The organism is Demequina soli, assembly GCF_000971195.1.
GTDB classification, from domain to species: domain Bacteria; phylum Actinomycetota; class Actinomycetes; order Actinomycetales; family Demequinaceae; genus Demequina; species Demequina soli.
Genome location: NZ_BBLZ01000008.1, coordinates 230,749 through 248,970, shown reverse-complemented (window position 1 = coordinate 248,970; position 18,222 = coordinate 230,749). Strand labels below are relative to the sequence as shown.

Annotated in this window: 9 protein-coding genes; 8 read left to right on the top strand and 1 reads right to left on the bottom strand. The window is 75.9% G+C overall.

All coding sequences use genetic code 11. The features are described 5' to 3' along the window. Positions 1-277: 277 nt before the first annotated feature. Positions 278-1,483, bottom strand: coding sequence for a glycosyltransferase (locus AOM04_RS13825; RefSeq protein WP_082104672.1), 1,206 nt, complete (start codon positions 1,481-1,483; stop codon positions 278-280). Positions 1,484-1,533: 50 nt separating this feature from the next. Between AOM04_RS13825 and AOM04_RS13820 the strand changes: the two genes are divergently transcribed. From AOM04_RS13820 to AOM04_RS13785, 8 genes are all read left to right on the top strand, one after another. Continuing rightward, entirely contained in the window at positions 1,534-2,385 is an 852-nt protein-coding gene (locus AOM04_RS13820; protein ID WP_228373729.1) for an NAD-dependent epimerase/dehydratase family protein, read from the top strand. Continuing rightward, positions 2,382-3,287, top strand: coding sequence for a lysylphosphatidylglycerol synthase domain-containing protein (locus AOM04_RS14905; RefSeq protein ID WP_062465367.1), 906 nt, complete (start codon positions 2,382-2,384; stop codon positions 3,285-3,287). The genes AOM04_RS13820 and AOM04_RS14905 overlap by 4 nt, the downstream gene beginning before the upstream one ends. A gap of 83 nt (positions 3,288-3,370) precedes the next feature. After that, the gene (gcvP, locus tag AOM04_RS13810; RefSeq protein ID WP_062465366.1) at positions 3,371-6,238 is read left to right on the top strand and encodes an aminomethyl-transferring glycine dehydrogenase; all 2,868 of its coding nucleotides are present in this window, start codon (positions 3,371-3,373) and stop codon (positions 6,236-6,238) included. Between the two features lie 125 nt (positions 6,239-6,363). Then, a complete protein-coding gene (locus AOM04_RS13805) occupies positions 6,364-7,443 on the top strand; it encodes a serine/threonine-protein kinase (protein WP_062465365.1) in 1,080 nt (359 codons plus the stop codon). Further along, positions 7,440-13,343, top strand: coding sequence for an Ig-like domain-containing protein (locus AOM04_RS13800; protein WP_062465364.1), 5,904 nt, complete (start codon positions 7,440-7,442; stop codon positions 13,341-13,343). The genes AOM04_RS13805 and AOM04_RS13800 overlap by 4 nt, the downstream gene beginning before the upstream one ends. A 25-nt stretch (positions 13,344-13,368) precedes the next feature. After that, positions 13,369-14,328, top strand: coding sequence for an AAA family ATPase (locus AOM04_RS13795; RefSeq protein ID WP_062465363.1), 960 nt, complete (start codon positions 13,369-13,371; stop codon positions 14,326-14,328). Beyond that, entirely contained in the window at positions 14,325-15,689 is a 1,365-nt protein-coding gene (locus tag AOM04_RS13790; RefSeq protein WP_062465362.1) for a DUF58 domain-containing protein, read from the top strand. The genes AOM04_RS13795 and AOM04_RS13790 overlap by 4 nt, the downstream gene beginning before the upstream one ends. Then, complete coding sequence (locus tag AOM04_RS13785) at positions 15,686-18,220, top strand: transglutaminase domain-containing protein (protein ID WP_062465361.1); 2,535 nt, start codon at positions 15,686-15,688, stop codon at positions 18,218-18,220. Before AOM04_RS13790 ends, AOM04_RS13785 begins: the two co-directional genes overlap by 4 nt. Positions 18,221-18,222 lie beyond the last annotated feature (2 nt).

The window sequence follows — 18,222 nt, the reverse complement described above, 5'->3', positions numbered from 1 at the left end:
GCGCTACGAGCGGCTCGGGCGGTAGCGGGGCGGGTCGGCTCCGTGGCCGGGCTGGGCCGGTTCAGCTGAGCGGCCCGGCACCGTTCAGCAATTGTGAGAACGCGCCCTGAAGAGTTGCTGCTTGTCAGGGTGGATGCTCAAAGTTGATGTGGTTGGCCGGACGGTTTCGTGGCCCGGCCCGACCGGGCTCAGCAATGGTGAGAACGCGCCCTGGAGAGCCGCGACTTTGCCGGGTGGATCCTCAAAGTTGCCGTGGCCGGTGGGCTGACGCCCAGGCTCAGCGCCCCGCGTGCTGAGGGGCCTTCGCGATGATCCGGTGGAACAGGTCGCGGTATCCCTCGCCGACCGCCTCGACCGAGTAGGCCCGAGCGCGTTCGCGCGCCGCGGCGCCGAGCGCGGCGCGCAGCTCCTGGTCCTCGGCGAGCACCTCGAGCGTGCGGGCGAGCGCGTCCGCGTCGCCCTCGGGCACGAGCACGCCCGAGTGCCCGGGCTCGATCGCCTCGTTGAGCCCCGGCAGGTCCGACGCGACCACGGCGCAGCCCGCGCCCATCGCCTCGAGCATCGCGACCGGCAGCCCGTCCTGGTCGCCGGTCGAGGCCCGGCGCGACGGGAACACCGCGATGCCGGCGTGGGCGAGCTCGTCGTCGAGCTCCTCGCGTCGCAGCTGCCCGCGGAACGTCACCGGCAGCCCCTCGGCGAGGCCCTCGAGGCGGGCGCGCTCGGGCCCGTCGCCCACGATCGTGAGGTCGATGCGCGCGCGCGAGCGGCGCAGCGCCTCCAGCAGGACGTCGAAGCCCTTCTTCTCCACGAGCCGCCCGACGGCGAGCAGGTGGACGGGGTGCCGCCAGGTCGCGGGCTTGGAGACCTGACGGTCGTCGCGCGAGAGGGCGGTGAAGCGCGCGCCCATCGGGATGACATGCGTGGTCGACGGGTCGCCGCCGAGGCCCACCACGCGGGCCCGCATGTCCTCGTTCATCACGGTGATCGCGGAGGCGGCCCGCACCACGCGAGACTTCTGCGCCCGCGCGAGCGAGCCGTCGAGCGCGTACAGGTCGCCGCCGAGCGTGGTCACCACCGTCGGCACCGCGCCCGCGAAGGTCCGCGCCACGATGCCCTGCGGGATGATCCAGTGCGCGTGGATCGCGTCGGGGCGGAACTCGCGCAGCTCGCGTCGCAGCGCGACCGCCATCGAGCCCATGAGGAACGGCACCTGCAGCATGCGCGAGCGGCGGGCGCGGACGTTCTCGAGCATCGCGCCGTCGGCGAGGTCCTCCCAGCGCGACGGGAAGTAGCGGTACCTGATCGCCTCGACGTTCTCCCCGAGGCGCTCGCGCGGCGCGCCTCCCGGCACGGCCGGCGTGAGGATCCGCACCTCGAACTCCCGGCCCAGCTCGCGCGCCAGATCCGCGACGAACGCCGGGGTCCCGTCCCCCTCGCGCGCCGGCAGCGTCGAGGTGAGGACGAGCACTCGAGGCAGGGCCATAGGATGACTCCGGTACGGGGAGAGGGCGGTCGGTGAGCACAGTGTATGACGTGGCCGTCGTCGGTTCACGCGGCTTCCTGGGCTCCGCGATCGCCGCCGGGCTCGCCGCCCGCGGGTCGCGCGTGACGGGCTTCACCCGCACCGATCCCGTGCTGGTGGACGATGCGCTGGCGCCCCGCGCCGTCGACGTCCCGGTCCTCGTGTGGGCCGCCGGGGGCATCACCCCGACCGTCGCGCAGGAGGAGCCCGCGCGCGTCGAGGCCGAGCTCGCCGCCTTCCGGTCCTTCGCCCGCGCGGCGGCGTCGCGCCCCGCCCCGCCGCGCATCGTCCTCCTGTCGACGGGCGGCGCCATGTACGGCGGCGCCGGCCGGCCGCCATACGCCGAGACCGATGCGCCCCACCCGCCCAACGCGTACGGCGCCTACAAGCTCGCGCAGGAGCGCGTGCTCGCGGACGCGGGCCTCGCGGCGACCGCGATGCGCGTCGCGAACGCGTACGGGCCCGGGCAGCGCGGCGACCACGGCCAGGGCGTGCTCGCGATCTGGATGCGGGCCGCGCTCGCCGGCGCGCCCATCCGGCTGTACGGCGGCGGCACGGTCGCGCGCGACTACGTCCACGTCGACGACGTGGTCGACGCCGTCGCGCGCGTGATCGCCCGGCCCGACGCTCCGCCGGTCGTGAACATCGGCTCGGGCGTGCCGACCCCCCTGTGCGACCTCCTCGACGTGCTCACGCACGCGATCGGCGCCGACGGCGTGCGGGTCGAGCACCTCCCGTCGCGCGGCGTCGACCCCGACTCGACGTGGCTCGACGTCTCGCTCGCGCACGATGCGCTCGGCTGGGAGCCCCGCGTGGGGCTCGCCGAGGGCATCGCCGGCATGTGGGAGCGACGCGCCGCATGAAGCAGGTGCTCCGCTGGGCCTTCCTCGCGGTGGCGGTCGGGCTCCTCGGGTACGCCGTCGTCACGCAGTGGGACGAGGTGTCCTCGGCGCTCGCCGAGCTGACGTGGCACGCGATCGTGGGCGCGCTCGCCGCCTGCGTGCTGGCGCTGGGCCTCAACGCGCTGTCGTGGCGCGCCGTCATGCGCTCGATCGGGCTCGACGCGACGGTGCCCGAGGCGCTGCGCGTGTTCCTGCTGTCCCAGGTGGGCAAGTACATCCCCGGGTCGGTGTGGCCCGTGCTCGCGCAGGCCGAGTTCGCGCGCGACCACGGCGTGAGCCGCCCGCGCGCGATGACCGGGTCGATCGTCGCGATGGTCGTCGGCGTGGTGACCGCGGGAGTGGTCGGGGCTGTCGGGCTGCTGGTGGCGGTCCCGGGTGCGCTCGCCACCTACTGGTGGGTGCTCGTGGTCGCCGCGGCCCTCGCGCTCATGCTGGTCCCGCCCGTCCTCGAGCGGCTGGTGGTGCTCGCGTTCCGCCTCACGCGCCGCACCGAGGTGCCGGCGCACGTGGGCGGGAAGGCGCTGCTCGCGTCCGCGGCGTGGTCGGCGCTCATGTGGGTGGTGCTCGGGGTGCACGCGTGGCTGCTGCTGCGCGAGCTCGCGCCCGGCTCCGGCCTGGCGATCGCCACCGGCGCGTTCGCGTTCGCGTGGCTCGTGGGCTTCCTCGTGGTCGTCGCGCCCGCCGGCGCGGGGGCGCGCGAGGCCGCGCTCGTGGTGGCCCTCGCCCCGGTCGCGACGCCCGCGCAGGCGCTCACGCTCGCGCTCGTGAGCCGGTTCGTCATGACGGCCGCGGACGCGATCGGCCTGGGCATCGGCGTGTCGCTGCGCGGGCGACGCCCGGCTCCGGCCGCCGACCAGGCCTGACGCGCCGCGGGGGCGCCGCCGCGCGCCCGGCCGCGCGGCACGCGGTGTCACGTGCGCCACAGCGCGAACGATCGCCCTGGACGATGCGCAACAATGGCCCGGTGACCTCCTTCGCCGACCGCCACATCGGACCCGACGCGTCCGCCCTCGAGACCATGCTCGCCGCCGTGGGACACGGCTCGCTGGACTCCCTCGTCGACGCGGCCGTGCCCGCCGCGATCCGCGGGGACGACGTCCTCGTGCTGCCCGACCCGCGCACCGAGGACCAGGTGCTGGGGGACCTGAGGCGGCTCGCGTCGCGCAACGCGGTGCGCGTGTCGATGATCGGCCAGGGCTACCACGACACCATCACGCCGATGGCGATCCAGCGCAACGTTCTCGAGAATCCCGCCTGGTACACGGCCTACACGCCGTATCAGGCGGAGATCTCGCAGGGCCGCCTCGAGGCGATGCTCAACTTCCAGACCATGATCGCCGACCTCACGGCGCTCGACGTCGCGGGCGCCTCCCTGCTCGACGAGGCGACGGCCGTGTCCGAGGCCGTGCTGCTCATGCGCCGCGCGGTCCGGGGCAAGGCCGACGGGCGCATCGTCCTCGACGCCGAGTGCCTGCCCCAGACCGTCGAGGTGGTGCGGGCCCAGGCCGAGGCGATCGGGCTGGCGCTCGAGGTCCAGGAGCTGGGCGAGGGCTGGGAGGCCCCCGAGGACCTCGTGGGCCTCGTCATCCAGCAGCCGGGCCAGACCGGCGTCGTCCGCGACGTCACCACGCTCATCGACCTCGCTCACGAGGCCGGCGCGCTCGTCACCGTCGCCGCCGACATCCTGTCGCTGTGCGTGATCAAGGCGCCGGGCGAGCTCGGCGCGGACATCGCCGTGGGCTCCGCGCAGCGCTTCGGCGTGCCGCTGTTCTACGGCGGCCCGCACGCCGCCTACATCGCGGTCCGTGAGGGCCTCGAGCGGCAGCTGCCCGGCCGCCTCGTCGGCGTGTCCGTCGACGCGGACGGCGACGTCGCGTACCGCCTCGCGCTCCAGACGCGCGAGCAGCACATCCGCCGCGACAAGGCGACCTCGAACATCTGCACCGCGCAGGCACTGCTCGCCGTCATCGCGAGCTTCTACGCCGTCCACCACGGCCCCGACGGCCTGCGCGAGATCGCGCTGCGGGTGCACACGATGGCGTCGACGCTCGCGGATGCGCTGCGCGCGCGCGGCGTGGCCATCCGCCACGAGCATTTCTTCGACACCGTGGTGGTCGAGACGCCGCGCGGCGCGGACTCCGCGCTCGCCCGGATCGCGGCGCGCGGCATCAACGTGCGCCGCCTCGACGCCGACGCGATCGCGATCGCGTGCGACGAGCGCACCACGCCCGAGATCCTCACCGCGCTCGTCGAGGCGATCCTCGACCGTCCCGCCGAGCGCCCCGTCTACACGGGCCCCACGGTCACCATCCCGGTCGCGTTGCGCCGCACCTCCGAGTACCTGTCCCACCCGATCTTCCACACGTACCGGTCCGAGACGTCCCTCATGCGCTACATGCGCCGCCTCGCGGACCGCGACCTCGCGCTCGACCGCACGATGATCCCGCTCGGCTCGTGCACGATGAAGCTCAACGCCGCCGTCGAGATGGCCGCCGTGAGCTGGCCCGGCTTCGCGCAGATCCACCCGTTCGCCCCCGCGGACCAGACGGAGGGCTACCGCGAGATGATCGCCCAGCTCGAGTGCTGGCTGGCCGAGATCACGGGGTATGCCGCCGTCTCGGTGCAGCCGAACGCCGGCTCGCGCGGCGAGTACGCGGGCCTGCTCGCGATCCGCGAGTACCACCGCTCGCGCGGCGACCTCGAGCGCGACGTGTGCCTCATCCCCGCGTCCGCGCACGGCACCAACGCGGCCTCCGCGGTGCTCGCGGGCATGCGCGTCGTGGTGGTCGCGACCGCGCCCGACGGCGAGGTGGACCTCGACGACCTGCGCGCCAAGATCGCGCAGCACGAGGGCCGCGTGAGCTGCATCATGATCACGTACCCGTCGACCCACGGCGTGTACGAGGAGCACGTGGGCGAGGTGTGCGCGGCCGTGCACGAGGCCGGCGGTCAGGTCTACATCGACGGCGCGAACCTCAACGCGCTCGTCGGCATCGCCAAGCCGGGCCACTTCGGCGGCGACGTGTCGCACCTCAACCTCCACAAGACGTTCTGCATCCCGCACGGCGGCGGCGGCCCCGGCGTGGGCCCCGTCGCGGTCGCCGAGCACCTGGTCCCGTTCCTGCCGCGGTCGCTCGCCCCCGTGCAGTCGCCGCGCGAGCTCGCCCGCGAGGGCGCGCCCGTGTCGGCCGCCCCGTACGGCTCCGCCGGCATCCTGCCCATCTCGTGGGCGTACATCTCGCTCATGGGCCACGGCGGCCTGCGCCGCGCCACCGAGACCGCGGTGCTCGCCGCGAACTACGTCGCCGCACGCCTCGGCGAGCACTACCCGGTGCTCTTCCGCGGCCCCGGCGGCCTGGTCGCGCACGAGTGCATCCTCGACGTCCGCCCGCTCACGCAGCGCACGGGCGTCACGGCGGAGGACATCGCCAAGCGCCTCATCGACTTCGGCATCCACGCGCCCACCATGTCGTTCCCGGTCGCGGGCACGCTCATGGTCGAGCCGACCGAGTCCGAGGACCTCGGCGAGATCGACCGCTTCATCGAGGCCATGGTGACCATCCGCGAGGAGATCGCGGCCGTCGAGCGCGGCGAGATCACCGCCGCCGACTCGCCGCTGCGCCACGCGCCGCACACCGTCGCGATGGTCGCGTCCGACTCGTGGGCCCAGGCGTACCCGCGCGAGCAGGCCGCGTTCCCCGTGTCGTCCCTGCGGGTCGACAAGTACTGGTCCCCGGTGCGCCGCATCGACAACGCCCACGGCGACCGCAACCTCGTGTGCGCGTGCCCGCCGCTCGACGAGTACGAGGCCTGAGCCGGACCCCCGCGCGCCCGTGAGTGGCGCGCGGGGACGCACCGGCGCGCGCGGCGCCCGGATGGCTACGCTGTCGGCATGACCGCCGTCCCGCCCCGTCGCCCGCCCGCCGGGCCCGGAGGGTCATGAGCCGGCAGCCTCTCCAGCCGCCCGTGCTGCCCGGGTACACGTACGTGCGCCCGCTCGGCCAGGGCGGGTTCGCCGACGTGTTCCTGTTCCAGCAGGACATGCCGCGCCGGCAGGTCGCGGTGAAGGTCCTGCACAAGAAGGTGCACGATGCGGCGGCGCGCGCCCTCGGCGTCGAGGCCGACGTGATGGCTGCGCTCAGCGCGCACCCGTCCATCCTCACCGTCCACGAGGCCTCCGTGTCGGGTGACGGGCGCCCGTACATGGTGGTCGAGTACTGTCCCGGCTCGCTCGCGAACCGCTACCGGGCCGAGCGCATCCCCGTGCACGACGTGCTCGCCGTCGGCGTGCAGATCGCGTCGGCGGTCGAGGCCGCCCACCGCATCGGCATGCTGCACCGCGACATCAAGCCGTCCAACATCCTGGTGACCCAGTTCGGCCACCCGGTCCTGTCGGACTTCGGCGTCGCGACCGCCGTCATGGCCGGCGACGCCGACGACGTCGCGATGAGCCCCCCGTGGAGCGCGCCCGAGGTGATCGACCGGATGAGCTCCGGCACCGTCGCCTCCGACGTGTGGTCGCTCGCGGCGACCGTCTACACCCTGCTCGCCCAGCACAGCCCGTTCGACGAGGCCGACCGGCGCCTCCCGCCCGACGACCTCAAGGCGCGCATCCTCAAGGCGCGCTACCGGCCCACGGGCCGCGACGACGTGCCCGCCGCGCTGGACCAGGCCCTCGCGGGGGGCATGCGCAAGGACCCGGGCGACCGCTACCCGAGCGCGCTCGCGTTCGGGCAGGCGCTCCAGGAGGTCCAGCGCGACCTCGGCCTGCCCGTGACCCCGCTCGAGGTGCCCACCGACGCGTGGGCGCAGGCCTCCCGGGTGACGGTGGACGATGCGCCGCGCGGCCCCGTCCGCTCGCACGTCCCCGTGACGCCGCGCCGCCGCGCCACCGTCACCGGCACCCTCGCCGGCCAGCCGCGCACCTCCGCGCGCCACGTGGTGGCCTGGGCCCTCGGCGCCGCCGCGGCCGCGACCGTCACCACCGCCCTCGTCATGTCGCTGGCGGGCGGCGGGTGACCGACGTCGGCCGGGCCACCGCCGCGCGACGCCGCCGCACGGGGCGCATCGTCGCCGGCGTCGTGGCGGCCGCCGCCGTCGTGGGCGCCGCGATCGCGCCCGGCTTCGACGAGCGCGAGGCCGACGCCGTCGACCCGACCGTGTGGGCGCTGCAGACGGGCACCGGCGAGCGCTACGCGCGCGTCAACACCGAGATCGGCGAGATCGACACCGTCAAGGAGGTCGACTCGCCGTCGGACATCCTCCAGTCGGGCGACCGGCTGCTCATGCTCTCGGCCGGCCTCACCACCGTCACCGCGCTCGACGCGGGACGGCCCGCGGACCTCACGGCGGGCGGCGACGCCGGGGTCGACACGCCCGTCGGGACCACCGCGGTCGCCGCGGACGGGGACGCCGTCGCGTACCTCGCCGCGGACGGGGACGTGCTCGCGGGCCGCATCTCCGACGGCACCGCCCTGGGCCCGCGCGAGGTGGTGCTGGACAACGGCGACGGGCTGCGCGCGGTCGCCGTGGCGGTGGCCGCCGACGGCGCGCTCGCGGCCTACTCGCCTTCGCTCGGCGGGGTGGTGAGAGCGGACGCTGGCGGCGTGGTGCAGGGCGTCGACGCCGTGCCGGACGCGCCCGAGGACGGCTCGTACCAGGTGTCCTTCGCCGGGGGCGCCTGGGTGCTGCTCGAGGCCGACACGGGCGAGCTGTGGCGGCAGGGCGTCGACGGCGCGCGCGCGACCTCCACGGACCCCGACGCCCGCCTGCAGGCCCCCACCGCCTCCGCGGACGTGCGGATCGCCGACGGCCGCGGCCTCGTCGTGGTGCCCGCGGACGGCGGCGCGGCCGAGCGGGTGTTCGGCTCGGACGCCGCCGCCGGCGCGCCCGCCGCCCCGGCGGAGCTCGACGGCGTCGTCTACGCGGCCTGGCTGCCCACGGGCGGCGGCGCCGGCACGCTGTGGAGCTCCGCGGGCCCCACCGTCGCGCTCGACTACGGCGGCGGCACGCTGGGCGAGCGGCGCGAGCCGCAGCTGCGCTCCAACGGCTCGCGGATGGTGCTCAACGAGGACCGCACCGGGTGGGTATGGGACGTGCCGTCGGGCACCCTGGTCGCGTCGTCCCAGGCGTGGTCGCCCGACGAGCAGACCACCGCATCGTCCTCCCAGCAGGAGGTCGCGACCGAGGTCCGCGACCCGCGCCCGCCCGTCGCCGAGGACGACGCCCTGGGCGTGCGCGCGGGTCGGCAGGTGCGCCTGCCCGTGCTGCTCAACGACCACGACCCCAACGGGGACCTCCTCACCATCGAGCCCTCGAGCGTCACGCAGCCGTCCCGATCCTTCGCACGGATCACGGTGGGCGACGACGGCCAGTCGCTCGTCGCGACCGTCGACCCCCGGGCGTCCGGCAGCGCGACCTTCACCTACGCGATCTCCGACGGCAGCGGCGAGCAGGGCGTCTCCCCGCCCGCGACCGTGACCCTCACCGTCGAGCGCGGCGAGTCCGCGCCCGCGTGGTGCGGCGTCGAGGGCTGCGTCGCGCCGTGGCCCACGCCGCAGGTGGACGCGGGCGGCACCGTGAGCGTCGACGTCCTCGAGGGCTGGGTGGACCCCGAGGGCGACCCCGTCTACGTGGCCTCCGCGACCTCCGAGGACCCCGACGTGTCCATCGCCGCGTCGCCCGAGGGCACCGTCGTGATCCGCCACGGCGGCGACTCCTCGAAGGTCGACGTGCTCGTCACCGTCGCGGACTCGCGCGGCGAGACGGCGAACCGCACCCTCCACGTCGACGTGGTGGGCGAGCCCGCGCTCACCGTCGACCCGATCGCCGTCACCGCCCTCCAGGGCGTGCGCACGTCGATCGACATCGCCTCGCGCGTGACGGGCGGCGCCGGGCACCCCGTCGTCACGGAGGCCAGCGTCGACCCGGTCGACGGCGCCACCGTCGAGGTGTCGCCCGACGGCTCCAGCGTGCTGCTCTCCTCCGACGTGCCGGGCACCTACGCCATCGACGTCACCGTGGTCGACGGCGCTCTGCAGGCGCGCGGCGCTGCGCGCGTCACCGTGCTCGCGCCGGAGGACGAGGCGCTCGCGACCGTCCCCCTGACCGCCTTCGTGCGCCCCCACGAGGACGCGACCGTCGACGTCCTCGACGCGGTGACCAACCCCGGCGGTCGGGTCCTGCTGCTCTCGGACGCGTCGGTCGCACCCGACGGCGCCGCGCGCGTCGAGGCGTCCATCGTCGGCCACGGCGCGCTGCGCCTGTCCGGCACCACGGGCGACGGGCAGCCGGGCGTCCTCGGCGTCGTCTCGTACACCGTCTCCGACGGCTCCGGCCGGGCCGCGATGACGGTGCGCGGCGAGATCACCGTGATCCTGCTGGACTCCGCGGTGCCCGCCGCGCCGCTCGCGACGGACGACCCGATCACCGTCCGCGCGGGGGGCCAGGTCGACGTGCGCGTGCTCGACAACGACGTCGCCGCGGCCGGCGCGGTGGTCGCGCTCGACCCGGGCTCCGTCGCGGCCCCCGACGGCGACGGACTCGCGTTCGCCGCCGGACCGCTCGTGCGCATCCTCGCGCCCGACACCCCCGGCACCTACCGCATCCCGTACGCCTCGTACGTGCTCGGCTTCCCTGCGCAGCGCGACACCGCCGCGGTCGTCGTGACCGTCACCGACGGGGCCGACAACGGCGCGCCGACCCCCAAGGACCTCGCGGGGCGCGCCGCGTCGGGCGAGGAGGTCCGCCTCCCGTTCGACGGGACGGGCGTCGACCCCGACGGCGACGCCGTCACGCTCGACGCGGTCACCCGGCAGCCGGCCCACGGCGCCGCGCGCATCAGCGCCGACGGCACCGCGCTCGTATACACGTCGGTCGCGGGCTTCGCCGGTCAGGACGACCTCGAGTTCCGCGTCGTCGACGCGCGCGGGCGCACGGCGACCGCCACCGCCCGCATCGGCGTGGTCGGAGTCGAGGCGGATCCCGCGCCCGTGACGTACACCGACTTCGTGCAGGTCCAGGCGCAGTCCGGACGCCGCGTCGTGGTCGAGCCGCTCGCCAACGACCTCGACCTGACGGGCGGCGCGCTCGAGCTGGTCGACGTGCGGCCCGACGCGGAGCAGGGCACGGCCGAGTACTCGTCGCTCGCCTCGCTGCTGCCCGCCTCCGACAACACCGCCCGCACGCTCGCGGACGGGGTCGTCACGTTCGAGGTCACGGGCGACGTCGGCACCTACGCGTACCTCTACACCGCGCGCAATGCGACGGGCTCGATCTCCCAGGGGCGCATCGTCCTCAAGGCGGTGCGCGAGAAGGTGGTCGACGTGCCCGTGGTCGCGGACACCGTCCTCACTCTCGAGAACCGCGACTCCTTCACGACCGGGGTCGACGTGCTCGCCGGCACCGTGGCGTGGGCCAGCGGCGACGTGTCGGGGCTGCGGCTGTCGCTGTGGGGCGACCCCGCGGACGTCACCGTCGACGGCTCGACGCTGTCGGGGCCGCTGCCCGACCGGACGCGGGTCATCGCGTTCACTGTCGAGGGCAGGGACTTCGCGGGCGAGCGCACCGTCGGCCACGGCTTCCTGCGCATCCTCGGCGGCGACGACCTGCGCCTCGCGCTCCGCGAGGACGCCCGCATCCAGGTCGACGAGGGCGGCACGGCCACCGTCGACGTCGCGCCGCTCCTCGCCGCGCCTGACGGCACGGCCGTCGAGGTCGACGCGGGCCAGGTGCGCGCGGGAGGCGCGCGCTCCGAGGCGCGCTGCGAGGCGTCGGGCGCCCGCGCCGTGACGTACGACGCCGGGTCCGGCGCGCCGTACACGGATACGTGCCTCATCGCCGTGCGGCTGGCCGGGCAGCACGCCTGGACCGTGCTGCCCGTGCCGGTGACGGTGGTGCCCGCCGACCCCGTGCCCACCCTCGCCAGCGCCTCCCTCGAGATCGCGCCGGGGGCGTCGGACGCGTTCGACCTGGGCCACATGGTGCGCTGGCCCGAGGGCGCGACGGCGTCCGACGTCGAGGTCGCCGCCACCTACTCCGGCCAGCTGTTCGAGGTGCGGCGCGACGGCGCGCGCCTCACCATCCGCGCGAAGGACGATGCGGCGCCCGGCCGCGCGGAGTCGGTCACCGTGTCGCTGCCCCAGCACCCCGAGGTGCAGCCGCGCGTGCTGTCGCTCGTCGTCGGGCCCGCGCCGTCGGAGCTGCCCAAGGGCGGCGCCGTCGTGCAGCGCTGCTCCGAGGCGCAGGGCGACGGCTGCACCCTCACCGTCATCGGAGCGCCCGGCGAGGTCAACCCGCTGCCGGGGACGCCGCTCGAGGTGGTCGACGTCACCGGTGCGGGCGACTGCGCCGACGTGCGCTTCGCGGTCGCCGGGCCCGACACCGTGCGCGCGACCTGGACGGCGTCCGCGGCCGGCGGGGTGTGCGACGCCGTGTTCCGCGTGCGCGACGCCCAGGGGCGCGTGAGCGGCGCCGAGCGCTCGGGCAGCATCAGCCTCGACCTGCAGGGCTACCCGCGGCCGGCGGCGTCCGTCACCCAGGTCGGCTACGGCGACGGCACCGTCGAGCTCGCGGTGAGCCCCGGCTCGGCGTCGAGCGCGTACCCCGCGCTCGCGGGCTTCGACGTGGTCGCGGGCGGCACCACCGTCGCGACGTGCACGGCCGCGGGCCGGTGCACCCCGATCACGGGGCTCGCCAACGGCGCGAAGACCACCTTCACCGTCTACGCGGTGAACTCCGTCGGCCGCGCGCGCACCGGACCGTCCGTGACCGCGTGGGCGTATGCGCCGCCGGCCCAGCCGCGCATCGTGTCGTGGCAGCCGGCCGTCACCTCGGGCGACGGGGAGCGCATCGACATCGTCGTCGCGATCACCGACCCGTCGACCCGCGCGCTCCGCATCACCGCGTCCGGCTCCTCGCAGACCGTCGACGTGACCCCGGGCACGCTGCGCCTCGACGGCATCGCGATCGGCTCCAACACCCCCGTGCCCGTGGTCCTCACCCCCCTCACCGCGATCGACCTGCCGCCGATCGGGGGCGCCGCCGAGGCCGGCACGTCCGCCACGATCACCGCCAACGGCGTCGGCCGGCCGGTGCTCGCCGACGCCACCGTGTCCTACGCGCAGGGCGCCGGGTCCGCCACGATCACGGCGCGCGTGTCGCCCGGCGGTGCGGGCTCCACCACCTGGGTGGGCCGCATGGACGGCGGCCGCTGCGACGCGTCGACGCAGGCGGCGGGAGGCGCCGCATCGTTCACCGTGCCCGTCGAGCCCAACGCGACCAACACGGTCACGGTGTGCGCCGAGAGCCGCATCGACGACCGCACCTTCGGCCAGGCCGCCACCGTCGACGTCGTGTTCGCCGCGTTCGCCGACCCGGGCGCCCCCGTGCTGCAGCGCGGCTACCGCATCGCGGACTCGTGCGACGGCGACGGCACCTCGTGCACCACCGCCCTCCAGCGCGAGCCCCAGTGGCAGCCCCGCGCGGGCCTCGAGGTCTGGTACCGCGGGTCCGACGGCTCGACGTCCCGCAGCTTCGGCGACGTGATGGTCGCCGGCCGCGCCGTCAGCGTCGTCGCGTACTACTGCGTCGACTTCGGCTCCGGCCAGCGCTCGTGCTCCGACCAGACCACGCCCGTCACCGCGGACTCGGGTGCCTCGTACCGGCCGACCGTGTCGTTCGCCGCGTGCACCGTCGGCACCGTGCCGGCCCCGACGCTCGGCGGCGCCGCGGCCGACCTGGCGTCGGCGGTGACGATGCTCGACGCCGACGGCGCCGTCACGGACGATCCGTCGCTCATGCGCACCGCCCGCGTCACCGTGACCTTCCAGGGCGCCCTCACGGGCATCGCCGACTGGACCAGCGCCGCCCTCACGTGCGGCGGCGCGCCGCCCGAACCCGACCCGTCGCCGTCGCCATGACCGGCGCCACAGAGAGGAGCCCGCTGTGGCCCTGACGTCCGAGCACACCCAGTGGTTCGAGACCACGTTCTCCACGCTCGTGGACAACGTCGAGCGCGCCGTCGTCGGCAAGCGGCACGTGGTCGAGCTGGCGTTCACCGCGATGATCGCGGAGGGCCACCTGCTGCTCGAGGACGTGCCCGGCACCGGCAAGACGTCGCTCGCGCGCGCGATGGCGGAGACCGTGCGCGGCACCAGCACCCGCATCCAGTTCACGCCCGACCTGCTGCCCGGCGACGTCACCGGCGTGACGGTGTACGACCAGGGCCGCTTCGAGTTCCACCACGGCCCGGTGTTCGCGAACATCGTGCTCGCCGACGAGGTCAACCGCGCGTCCCCGAAGACCCAGTCGTCGCTGCTCGAGGTCATGGAGGAGCGCCAGGTCACCGTCGACGGCGTCACGCGCGAGGTCGGCGCGCCGTTCATGGTGATCGCCACGCAGAACCCCATCGAGCAGGCGGGCACCTACGCGCTGCCCGAGGCGCAGCTCGACCGCTTCCTCATGCGGACGTCCCTCGGCTACCCGGACCACGCCGCGACCCTGCGGATCCTCGAGCCCGGCCGGCCCGCGCGCGTCACCGTGCCCGCGATCGCCGAGCTCGACGCGATCTCGACCATGACGGCGCTCACCCACGACGTGCAGCAGCACGCGCTCATCTCCGACTACATCGCGCGCATCGTCGCGGCGACGCGCGGCGCGACCCAGGTGCGGCTCGGCGCCTCGATGCGCGGCGCGCTCGCGCTCGCGCGCGCCTCCCGCACGTGGGCGCTCGCGCACGGCCGCCACTACGTGGTGCCCGACGACGTCAAGGCGCTCGCCGAGGTGGTGCTCGCGCACCGGCTCATCCTCGACCCCGAGGCCGAGTTCGACGGCGTCACCCAGGGCGCGGTCATCGGGCAGATCCTGCTCGACACGGCGCCGCCCAGCCAGCGGGACCTCGCGTGAGCGAGCGCCCCGACGACGTCACCCGGACGCGGACCTTCGCGACCGGGACCTACTCGACGCGCACGGAGGTCGCCGACGCGCCGCGTGGACGGGTCGTCGGGGCGCGCCTGAGGTTCGACCGCACCGCCCGCGCCGCGGGCGACACCGCCGGGCGCGCGTGGGGGGCCGTCCGCGGCGTCGTCACGCCCGCCGGGTGGGCCGTCGCCGGCTGGACGCTCGGGGGGCTCGTGCTGGGCTTCGGCTGGGGCTGGCAGGAGGCCCTCGTGGGCGGGCTCGTCGGCGCGGTGCTGCTCGTGCTGGCCGTGCCGTTCCTGATGGGCGACGTGCGCTACCGGGTCGCGTTCCTGCTCGACCGGGACGCCGTGGTCGCGGGCGAGGACGCCGCCGGCTCGGTGATCGTGACCAACGAGGGCCGTCATGCGGCGCTGCCGGGCGGCGTCGAGCTGCCCGTGGGCGAGGCGCTCGTCGAGCTCCACGTGCCCCTCCTGCGCACCTCCCAGGAGTGGGCGGAACGGGTGGTGATCCCCGCCCGGCGGCGCGGCATCGTCGCCGTCGGCCCGGCCGCCTCGACCCGCACCGACCCGCTGCACCTGCTGCGCCGCCACCTCGCGTGGGACGAGGTGCAGACGCTCTACGTGCACCCGCGCACCGTCGACGTGCCGAGCACGTCGCTGGGGTGGATCCGCGACCTCGAGGGCCAGGCCGTGCGGATCCTCACGAGCGAGGACATCTCCTTCCACGCGGTGCGCGAGTACGAGCGCGGCGACGCGCGCCGTCACATCCACTGGAGGTCGACCGCGAAGACCGGGCGGCTCATGGTGCGCCAGTTCGAGGAGACCCGGCGCTCGCTGCTCACCGTGGTGCTCGACGTCGACGCCGGCTCGTACCGCGACGACGACGAGTTCGAGATGGCGGTCAGCGCCGTCGCGTCGCTCGGCACGCGCGCGATCCGCGACGGGCGCCAGCTGCGGGTGGTGCTGAGCGGCGAGGTGCCCGAGTTCGCGCGCGCCACCGTCCGATCGCTGCGCTCCCTCCGCGTCGACGCGCCGCGCGCGCTGCTCGACGACCTCGCGGGCGTCGACGCGACCGAGGCCGCGATGGGCCTCGCGACGGTGACCCGGATGGTGGCGGAGGACGACACGGGCACGTCGCTCGCGGTGCTCGTGACGGGCGCGGCGCTGCCGCACGAGCGCCTGCGCGGCGCGGCGCTGCGCCTGCCGGCCGACGTGGCGGTCGGCGCCGTCGTGTGCGACCCGGCCTCGGAGCCGCGCATGCACGCACTCGGCGGGATGCAGCTCGTCAGCCTCGGGGTGCTGGACGACCTCCGCCAGCTGCTCGCGCGCGGGACGGCGCGATCGTGACCGCCGCCCGCGCCACGGCGCGCCCCGGGGTCGCCGCCGCGGTGCTCGCGGCGGCCTGCCTGTACGCCGCCGCGATCGTGGGCGCGATCTGGCTCACGCTCCGGCACGTCTACGTGCCCGCGGGCGCGGGCCTCGGCCGGTACGGCCTCGTCGTGCTCGTCGGCCTCGCGGTGGGGCTCGGGTCCGCCGCGCTCGCGATCCTGCTGCGCCGCGGCGTGGGCACGATGCTCGCCCTCCTCGGCGGCGGATACCTCCTCGCGGCGGTGCTCGTGGCGATCCCCGGCGCCCTCGACGGCCCCCGCGAGCTCGCGCAGGCGGCGCTCGCCGCCCTCCGGGCGCCTGTGATGGGCTGGAAGGACGTGGTGACGCTGCCGGTGCCGTTGGGCGAGTACGGCGCCACCCTCGCGGTGCCGCTCGCGCTCGCGGCCGCGACCGCCGCGGGGGTCGTGTGGATCGGCACGCGGCCCCGCCGGTGGGGGTTCGCCACGGCCGTCGCCGGCGCGGGCCTCGTCGTCGCGGTCGCGCTCGGGCCCGCCGCCGCGACCACCCTGTCCGGGCTGCCGGGCGCGCTGGGCGCGGCCAGCCGCGAGGCCCTCATCGGCCTCGGGGCGCTCGGTGTCACGCTCGGCTGGGCGCTGTGGCGGTCGGCCGACGAGCGCCGCCGCGCGCTGCGTGCCGCCGGCGGCGGCGTGCGCGGCGTGCGCGCCGCGGGCCGCGCGCTGAGCCGCATCGGCGCGGCCGTCGCCGTGCTGGTCACCGCCGTCGTCGTCGCGTCGCTCGTCGCCGTGCCCGTCGCATCGTCCCACCCCCGCGAGGTCGCCCGCACGAGCGTGACGCCGCGCCTCGTGGTCGACCGCTCGGTCTCGCCGCTGTCCACCTATCGCGCGTACCTCGCCGACGGCCTCTACGACGCCCCGCTGTTCACCGTGTCCGACGTGACCGGCCCCGTCTCGCGGATCCGCGTGGCCACCCTGCCGTTCTTCGACGGCAGCTCCTTCACGGCGGTCGCGCCCGACGGCTACACGCCGCTGCGCTTCCAGCGGGTGCCCTCCGCCCTCCCGGTCGACGGCGGCACGACGGTGCACGCGACGGTCACGGTCGACGCGCTCGAGGGCGCGTGGCTCCCGGTGCCGGGCGCGCTCGGCTCCGCGACGTTCGGGGGGCCCCGCGCGGGTGCGCTCTCGGACGCGTTCTACTACGCGCCCGAGGCGGACGCGGCGGTCGTGACGGTCGACGGCGGCCTCGCCTCCGGCGACGTCGTCACGCTCGACGCGGTCGCGCCGGACACGGTGGCGCTCGCCGACGCCGGCGAGTCGCCGGGCTCGTCGGGCATCCCGGCCGACCTGGTGCCGGCGTCGCTGTCCGCGTGGGTCGCGGATCAGGGCGTCACGCGCGACGGCGCGGGCCTCGCGACGCTCGTCGAGCGGCTGCGCGCCCGCGGCTACCTCAGCCACGGGCTGTCGGACGCGGGCTCGCCGCGCTGGATCGCGGACCTCGCCGACTACGCGTTCGAGCCGTCCGCGGCGGGCCACTCGTACGACCGCATCGACCGCCTCTTCACGGCGCTCGTCGACCGCGAGGCCGAGGTGGGCGCCGACGCGAGCGACGCCCGCCTGGTCGCCGCGGTCGGCGACGACGAGCAGTTCGCGGTCGCGGTCGCCCTGCTCGCCGCCGACCTCGGCTTCCCCGCACGGGTGGTCGTCGGCGTCCGCCTCGAGGACACCGACGCGCGCGGCTGGACCCCGCCCGCCTGCACCGACGTGTGCCGCGGCCGCAACATGAGCGTCTGGACGGAGGTGCGGTCGGGCTCGGGCGACTGGATCCCGGTCGACGTCACGCCCCAGCACGCGTCGCCCGTCACCCCGACCGTCGCCACGCAGCGTGATCCGGAGTTGCCGACCGCGACCGACCCGGAGCGCGCCAAGCCCATCGAGGCGGTCGCCGCGGCCAAGGGCCGCAGCGGGGACGGCGAGGCGGCGCCCACCACGCGGACCGGCGCGGCGTGGTTCACGGGCTGGGTGCGCACGGCGATCGTGCTGGGCTGCGTCGCGCTGCTGCTGCTCGGCCCGTTCCTCGGGATCCTGGTCGCGAAGGCGGTGCGCCGGTCGCGCCGGCGCCGCGGCGCCGCGCGCGCGTCGGCGGAGGGCGGCTGGGACGAGTACGTCGACGTCGGCATCGACGCGGGCCTCCCGCCCATGCCGCTCGCGACGCGCCGCGAGATCGCCGCGGCGTACGCCACGGAGAACGGCGCCGCGCTCGCCGAGCTCGCCGATCGCGCCACGTTCACGGCGGAGGGCGTCGAGGGGGACGATGCGCGCCTCGCCTGGCGGATGCTGGCCGAGGACCGCGCGGAGCTCCGGGCGCGCCTCGGGCTGTGGCGTAGGCTCGCCTCGCGCCTGTCCACCCGGTCGCTGCTCGGCCGAGGGTCCGCGGCGGCCGCCGAGCCCCGCCACGAGGCGGAGCCCACGGACGAGCGGTGGCGCACGGTGCCATCGCCGCCGCCGTCCTCGTCGGCGCGGAGGCGGCGATGACG